This window comes from Thermodesulfovibrio hydrogeniphilus (genome assembly GCF_054657355.1).
In genome coordinates, this window is record NZ_BAAHYW010000001.1 from 2,269,608 (window position 1) to 2,276,971 (window position 7,364).

A 7,364-nucleotide genomic window follows, 5' to 3' on the forward strand; every position below is an offset into this window, starting at 1 on the left:
ATTTTGGACAGCAATGATTTGAAATATGCTCTAATGGAATTTAATGTCTATTATTTAATGACAGGATCTGGCCAGCCTCAAATAATAAAAGCAAGTGTAATAAATCATAAAATCCCCCTCCCCCCTCTCCCCGAGCAAAAGCGCATTGCTTATGTTCTCTCTACCGTGCAGGAAGTGAAAGAGAAAACTGAAAATACCATTAAAGCCCTCAAAGAATTCAAAAAATCCATGATGCGCCACCTCTTCACCTACGGACACGTAAGCCCCGAAAAGACAGACACGGTGGAACTCAAAGAAACCGAAATCGGAAGGATGTCGAAACATTGGAAGGTGGTGAGGTTGGGGGAGGTAGCATCTATAAAAACTTCTTTTCCTCCTTTTAGTTCTATTGTAAGCAAACAAATCAAATACTATGATGTCTGTATTCATGCTTTAAAAGTGTCTGATATGAATTTGCCACAAAATACAAAATTTATAACTTCACCTGCCATAGTTTTCTATGCAAATCAGGAATTTATAAAGAAAACTTTAAAACCTTTATCTATAGTGTTCCCCAAAAGGGGTGGAGCAATTGGAACAAATAAAAAAAGGATAACATCTTCGTATTCAATACTTGATCCAAATCTTATAGGGGTCGAACCGAGTGAGGAAGTAGATTATTTATTTCTCTACGAGTTCTTAAACAAAGTAGACTTAAAAATAATCCAACATCAAACCACAGTCCCCCAACTGAATAAGAATGATGTAGCAAGAATTTTGCTCCCCCTCCCCCCTCTCTCCGAACAACAGCAAATCGCTTCTATCCTCTCCGCCATTGATGAAAGTATTGACGCAGCGGAGAAGAAAAAACAAGCACTAGAGGAGCTTTTTAGGTCGCTACTGCATAATCTGATGACAGGGAAAATAAGGGTAAATCAAATAAAATTAGAGGAAAACCATGTCCAAGCTCGGTAACGAAAGATATTCAGTTCAGAATACCTTGATTGACTATGTGAAAGAACCATCAGCTGAGTACTCAACATCCAGCGGAGAGAAGCTATTTCTCAATCTTGGTTGGGAGTATGTAAGACCAGAGGATGCCTTGACATTAAGAGGTGGAAAGACCGGACTGATTTTTAGAGATATTTTCAAAAAGCAAGTATGCAAACTCAACCCCTTTGTTACCGAAGAGATGGCAGAAACGCTTCTGCAAAAGATTGAAAGACTTCCTGCCCGTATTGAAGGAAACCTTGAGGCATGGGAATACCTCAAAGGACTTAAAACAATCTTTGTCCAGCAAGAAAGAAGAGAAAAAAATGTCACCCTCATAGATAGAAACATAGATAACAACATCTTTCAGGTTACCGATGAGTTTGAGTTTAGCAATGGCATAAAGACCAATCGCTACGATATTGTTTTTCTTATCAATGGTATCCCTCTCTTTTTCGTTGAAACCAAAGCAGCCCATAAAATTGAAGGTATATCCGAAGCACTTGAGCAGGTTAGAAGATACCACAGAGAAACACCTGAAGCCATGACGCTCTTTCAGGTTTATACACTGACCCATATTATCCATTTTTATTATTCTGCTACATGGAATTTTTCAGTAAAAAATCTACTCAACTGGAAAACCGAAATTAGAACTCATTCTTTTGAAGAGCTTGTTAAGACATTCTTTGACAATAAAAAAGTGGTTGATACCATTTTGAGTTACATCCTATTTACCCGTCAGGATGATGAACTGAAAAAAGTAGTCCTCCGTCCCCATCAGATGAGGGCTATAGGTAAGATTGTAGACAGAGCCTCCGATAAAATCAAAAAACGAGGACTCATCTGGCATACGCAGGGCTCGGGCAAAACTTATACCATGATTGTTACCGCAAAGGAAATCCTTGAAGACTCTGCCTTTAAAAATCCAACAGTCATTATGCTTGCCGATAGAAACGAACTTGAAAGCCAGTTATTCATCAATCTTAAATCAGTTGGTTTTTGAGATAGACGAAAATCGCATAGCCCAGTCAAAGAAACATCTGCAGGAGCTTCTTAAAAATGACACACGCGGACTCATTGTTACGATGATACACAAATTTGAAGGTATGCCCCAAAATATCAATACGAGAAATAATATCTTTGTTCTGGTAGATGAAGCTCACCGTACAACAGGAGGGAATTTAGGAAATTATCTAATGGGAGCACTTCCAAATGCCACTTATATTGGTTTTACAGGCACCCCTATAGATAAAACCGCTTATGGCAAAGGGACTTTTAAAACTTTTGGGGCTGAGGATGAAAAGGGATATTTAGATAAATATTCTATTTCCGAATCTATTGAAGACGGAACTACGGTAAAGCTTCATTACACCCTTGCTCCTAATGAATTGCTACCAGACAAAGAAACTCTTGAAGAGGAGTTCCTAAACTTAGCCGAGGCAGAAGGAATAAGTGATATTGAAACCCTCAATAAAGTCCTTGAAAAAGCAGTAACGCTTAAAAATATGCTAAAAAATCCAGAACGTATCCAGAAAGTTGCGGAGGTCGTTAAAAAACATTTTACAGAATATGTTGAGCCTATGGGATATAAGGCTTTTCTTGTGGCTGTTGATAGAGAGGCTTGCTGCTTATACAAAGAAGAGCTGGATAAATTTTTCCCCGAAGAATATACTGAGGTTGTTATAAGTGCTGGGCACAATGATCCTTCAGAAATTGTAAAGTATCATCATAGCGAAGAGGAAGAAAAAAGGATACGAAAGGCGTTTCGAAACCCTGATGAACTTCCTAAAATACTTATTGTAACCGAAAAATTACTAACTGGATTTGATGCGCCAATTCTCTATTGTATGTATCTTGATAAACCCATGCGTGACCATGTGCTTTTGCAGGCAATTGCAAGAGTCAATAGACCCTACGAAGATGATGCAGGCAGGAAAAAACAGTGCGGCTTTGTTCTTGATTTTGTAGGTATATTTGATAAACTTGAAAAAGCCCTTGCCTTTGATAGTGGCGATGTAGAAGACATCCAAAAGGTTGTAAAAGACATTCAAGTTCTGAAAAACGACTTTAAGGAAAAAATGCAATCAGCAAGAAAAGAATACTTAAGCCTTATTGAAAAGCAAACTAAAGATAAAGCTGTGGAAATTATTCTTACCCATTTTCAGGATGAAGAAAGACGGCATGAATTCTATGAGTTTTACAAAGAACTTGCTGACATGTACGAGATTATCTCACCCGATGCATTTTTAAGGGAATACTTGGACGATTACGACACCCTTTCACGAATGTATAGAATATTAAAAGAAGCCTATGAACCGGGCACACTTGTTGATAAAGAATTTACAAGAAAAACTGCCAAACTTGTGCAGGATTATACGAAAACAGAAAAGGTGGAGTTGTCCATAGAAGTTTACGAAACCAACGAACATACTCTAAGAAAACTTGAAGAGAGCAATGTCTCAGATACAGAAAAGGTATTTAACCTTTTAAAAAGCATTGGACAGGTTATTGAAAAGGAGTCAAAAATCAATCCGTATCTCATATCTATAGGCGAGAAAGCAGAAGCCCTATCAAAATTATTTCAAGAAAGGCAGAAAACAACAAAAGAAATTTTAGAAGAATTAAAAAGACTAATAGAGGAAATAAACTCAGCAAAAAAAGAACAAGAAAGTAAAAATTTAAACAGAGAAGAATTTACTATCTATCGGGTCTTAAAAGATGAATATTTACAAAATCCGGAGGAAGTGGCAAGAGAAATAAACAAAATATTTGAAAAAATTCCTCACTGGAGGACAAGTGAAGAACAGGAAAGGGAGATAAAAAATAAAGTTAATGCTATTTTTATCAAGAGCCAAATTGAAATCAAAAAAGCTGTATACTTAACCCAGAAAATACTGAATATTTTAAAAAAAGGATAATCATGAAACCTGAAGAGTTAAAAGAAGAGGTAATACACTTGGCAAATAAAATAGGTGTCTCTCCAAAAGAGATACATATACGCAAAATGAAACGAAAATGGGCAAGCTGTTCAAGTAAAGGGAGAATAACATTATCAACAGCTCTGCTTAAAGAACCTATTGAAGTTAGAAATGAAGTTATACTTCACGAGTTACTTCATTTAAAATATCCCAATCATGGAAAGATGTTTAAACTTTTATTAAAAAGATACCTACGAAAAATAAAGGGACTACAAAACTTAAAAAGAATATAAGTGTTTGATTTTATTGAAGCTCACACATTTTTCTTCCTTCTCAACCAGTTCTGCAATTTTTCCATGTAAAGATAAAACACAGGAGTTACATAAAGGGTTAGCATTTGGGAAAATAGGAGTCCGCCTACTACTGCTAAGCCAAGTGGTTGACGGACTTCTCCTCCTGCACCAATTCCTAATGCAATCGGAAGTGCACCAAAAAGTGCTGCCATTGTTGTCATCATAATTGGACGAAATCTTATTAGGCAAGCACTGTAAATAGCATCCTCAGGTTTTTTCCCTTCATTTCTTTGAGCATCAAGGGCAAGGTCAATCATCATAATTCCGTTTTTCTTTACAAGTCCTATAAGCATTATTATTCCAACAAAAGAGTAAACATTTAGCTCCTTTCCAAATATCATAAGAGTCAGCAATGCACCAAATCCTGCAAATGGAAGTGCTGTAAGAATTGTAATTGGATGAATGAAGCTTTCATAAAGAATTCCAAGCACAATGTAAACAACAACCACAGCTACTATCAAAAGAAACCAAAGTCCCTGAAAGGACTCCTGAAATGCCTGTGCAGCACCTTGAAAGCTTGTCATTATTGTTTGAGGTAGTGTCTGACTTGCAAGTTTTTGTATTTCAGAGACCGCATCTCCAAGAGAGACATCAGGTTTCAAGTTAAATGAGATTGTAACAGATGGAAGCTGTCCAGTGTGATTAACTGTAAGTGGTCCAACACTTTCAGAAACAGTGGCAACAGAGCTTAATGGAACAAGTTGTCCTTTATATGAACGAATATAAAGCATTGACAAAGTGGAAGGGTCTTTTTGATACTCTGGTTCAACTTCAAGAATAACTTGATATTGATTGTTTGGTGCATAAATTGTGGAGACCCATTTGCTTCCAAATGCATTCCACAAAGCATTTTCAATCTGCTCAGCAGTAACTCCTAATGCCTCTGCTTTGTCTCTGTCAATATTGACAATAAGCTGACGATTTTTAAGCTGAAGATTACTTGATACATCCTGCAAAATAGGCATTTGCCTCATTTTTTCCTCAAGTATTTGAGCATAATGGTAAAGCTCATTAATATCTGAACTTGAAAGAGTAAACTGATAAAGACTTTTTGTAAGGGTTCCACCAATACGAATTGTAGGAGGATTCTGAGGATATGCCTTGATTCCGGGAACAGACATAAGTTTTGGCCTAAGTTGTTCAATTAATTTATCTACATGCTCTCTTTCAGAACGGGGCTTAAGATTGAGAAACATTCTTCCAGCATTTGATGCAGGAGAGCCAGGTCCCGGACCAACTGAGGTCATAAATGCTCTTACATAGGGTTCTTTTAAAACAATATTTGCAAGTTGAAGCTGATGTCTTACCATGTCATCAAATGAAATGTCTTCAGGTCCTTCTGTCATAACAAAAATTTGTCCCTTATCCTCACTTGGAAGAAATCCAGTTGGAATTTTGATAAATAAGAAAATAGTTAAAATTAGTATGACTGCTGAGCCAATTATTATGATTCTGTGGTTTTTAAGTGACCAGCTCAGACTTACTTTATAAACATCAAGCATCCACTGAAAACCCTTTTGAAGTGCTCTGTAAAGTTTTCCATGCTTTTTATTTTCAACTTTTATAAATCTACTACACATCATAGGAGTAAGGGTTAAGGAAACCAAGCCAGAGATTAATATTGCAACTGATATAGTTACAGCAAATTCTTTAAAAAGCCTTCCTATTATTCCACCCATAAATAGCACAGGAATAAAAACTGCAACCAGTGAAAGGGTCATAGAAAGGATTGTAAACCAAATCTCCCTTGAGCCGTTTAGTGCTGCTTGAAAAGGACTCTCTCCTTTTTCAATATGGCGGACAATATTTTCAAGCATAACAATAGCATCATCAACGAGAAATCCTATTGAAAGGGTAAGTGCCATAAGGGATAAGTTGTCCAAACTGTAGCCAAGCAGATACATTACTCCAAAAGTTCCAATTATTGATATGGGAAGTGCTGCAGAAGGTATTACTGTAGCTGAAAGTCTTCTTAAAAAGATAAAGATTACCATTACAACAAGAAAAACTGTAAAGAGCAAAGTAAGCTGAACATCTCTTACAGATTCTCTTATTGAAACTGAACGGTCATAAAGAAAATTGAGCGATACCTGAGGAGGCATCTGTTTTCTAAGTTCTTCCATTCTTCTTTTAACATTATCAGCAACTTCAACAGTGTTTGTTCCTGGCTGTCTGTAAACCGCAACAACCATAGCCCTCTGAAGCTTGCCTTCAGCACCAAACCATGCAGCAAGTTTGTCATTTTCAACACTGTCAATAGCTTTTCCTATATCTCTGACTCTTATTACAGAACCATTTTTTTGAAAAATAATTAAGTTGTTGAATGCCTCAGCATTGTATAGCTGACCTGTAGCCTCAATTGTGAATGATTTGTAGTCTCCATAAAGTGTTCCTGTTGGAAGCTCCACATTGCCTTTTCTCAGTGCCTGTTCAACTTCATCTATTCCTATGCCTCTGCTTGCCAATATTTGAGGATTAACTCTCACTCTTACTGCATACTTTTGAGCACCAAATATTTGTACCTGTGCAACTCCATTAACCATTGAAATATTCTGTGCCAGAAGTGTATCTGCATACTCATGAACTCTGTAAAGTGGCATTGTTGGAGATGTGATTGCAAAATAAAGAATTGGCATATCTGCTGGGTTTACTTTTCTGAAAGTAGGAGGAGATGGCATGTTTGAAGGAAGATTTTTTAATGCAGTAGCTATTGCAGTCTGAACATCCTGTGCTGCTGCGTCTATGTCTCTGCTTAGATCAAACTCTAATGTAATTTGCGTTATACCCTTTGCATTTACAGAATTCATTGATTTTAAACCTGAAATTGTTGAAAACTCCCTTTCAAGGGGAGTTGCAACAGCTGAAGCCATTGTCTCAGGAGATGCACCTGGAAGTGAGGCTGATACAAGAATTGTTGGAAAATCTACATTAGGAAGTTCTGCTATTGGCAAATACCTGTAGCCAACAAGTCCAAAAATAACTATATTTAACATTAAAAGAGTTGTTGCTACAGGACGCTTTATAAATATTTCAGAAAAATTCATTTATTTCACCAATCACTAACCACCAGCCACTAATTTAACTTTTGCTCCAGGTGTAAGTCTTAGCTGTCCATCAACTACAA

At 36.8% G+C, this 7,364-nt stretch carries 5 protein-coding genes; 4 read left to right on the forward strand and 1 reads right to left on the reverse strand.

All coding sequences use genetic code 11. From position 1 onward, the window contains the following. Positions 1-57: 57 nt before the first annotated feature. From ACYQ3P_RS11555 to ACYQ3P_RS11570, 4 genes are read left to right on the forward strand one after another with little or no spacing between them, the layout of a single operon-like run. Positions 58-954 (forward strand): restriction endonuclease subunit S, encoded by an 897-nt coding sequence (locus tag ACYQ3P_RS11555; protein WP_460178015.1) that lies wholly within the window; start codon positions 58-60, stop codon positions 952-954. Beyond that, positions 938-1,972, forward strand: a complete 1,035-nt coding sequence (locus tag ACYQ3P_RS11560) for a type I restriction endonuclease (protein WP_460178016.1) — start codon at positions 938-940, stop codon at positions 1,970-1,972. The genes ACYQ3P_RS11555 and ACYQ3P_RS11560 overlap by 17 nt, the downstream gene beginning before the upstream one ends. After that, on the forward strand, positions 1,962-3,887 hold the full coding sequence (locus ACYQ3P_RS11565; RefSeq protein WP_460178017.1) for a type I restriction endonuclease subunit R: 1,926 nt from the start codon (positions 1,962-1,964) through the stop codon (positions 3,885-3,887). Before ACYQ3P_RS11560 ends, ACYQ3P_RS11565 begins: the two co-directional genes overlap by 11 nt. Before the next feature lie 2 nt (positions 3,888-3,889). Next, positions 3,890-4,180 carry a M48 metallopeptidase family protein gene (locus ACYQ3P_RS11570; protein ID WP_460178018.1) on the forward strand — a complete coding sequence of 97 codons (291 nt, stop codon included), beginning with the start codon at positions 3,890-3,892 and terminating at the stop codon, positions 4,178-4,180. Between the two features lie 20 nt (positions 4,181-4,200). Here the strand turns inward: ACYQ3P_RS11570 and ACYQ3P_RS11575 are convergent, their stop codons facing one another. Continuing rightward, the gene (locus ACYQ3P_RS11575; RefSeq protein WP_460178019.1) at positions 4,201-7,284 is read right to left on the reverse strand and encodes an efflux RND transporter permease subunit; all 3,084 of its coding nucleotides are present in this window, start codon (positions 7,282-7,284) and stop codon (positions 4,201-4,203) included. Positions 7,285-7,364 lie beyond the last annotated feature (80 nt).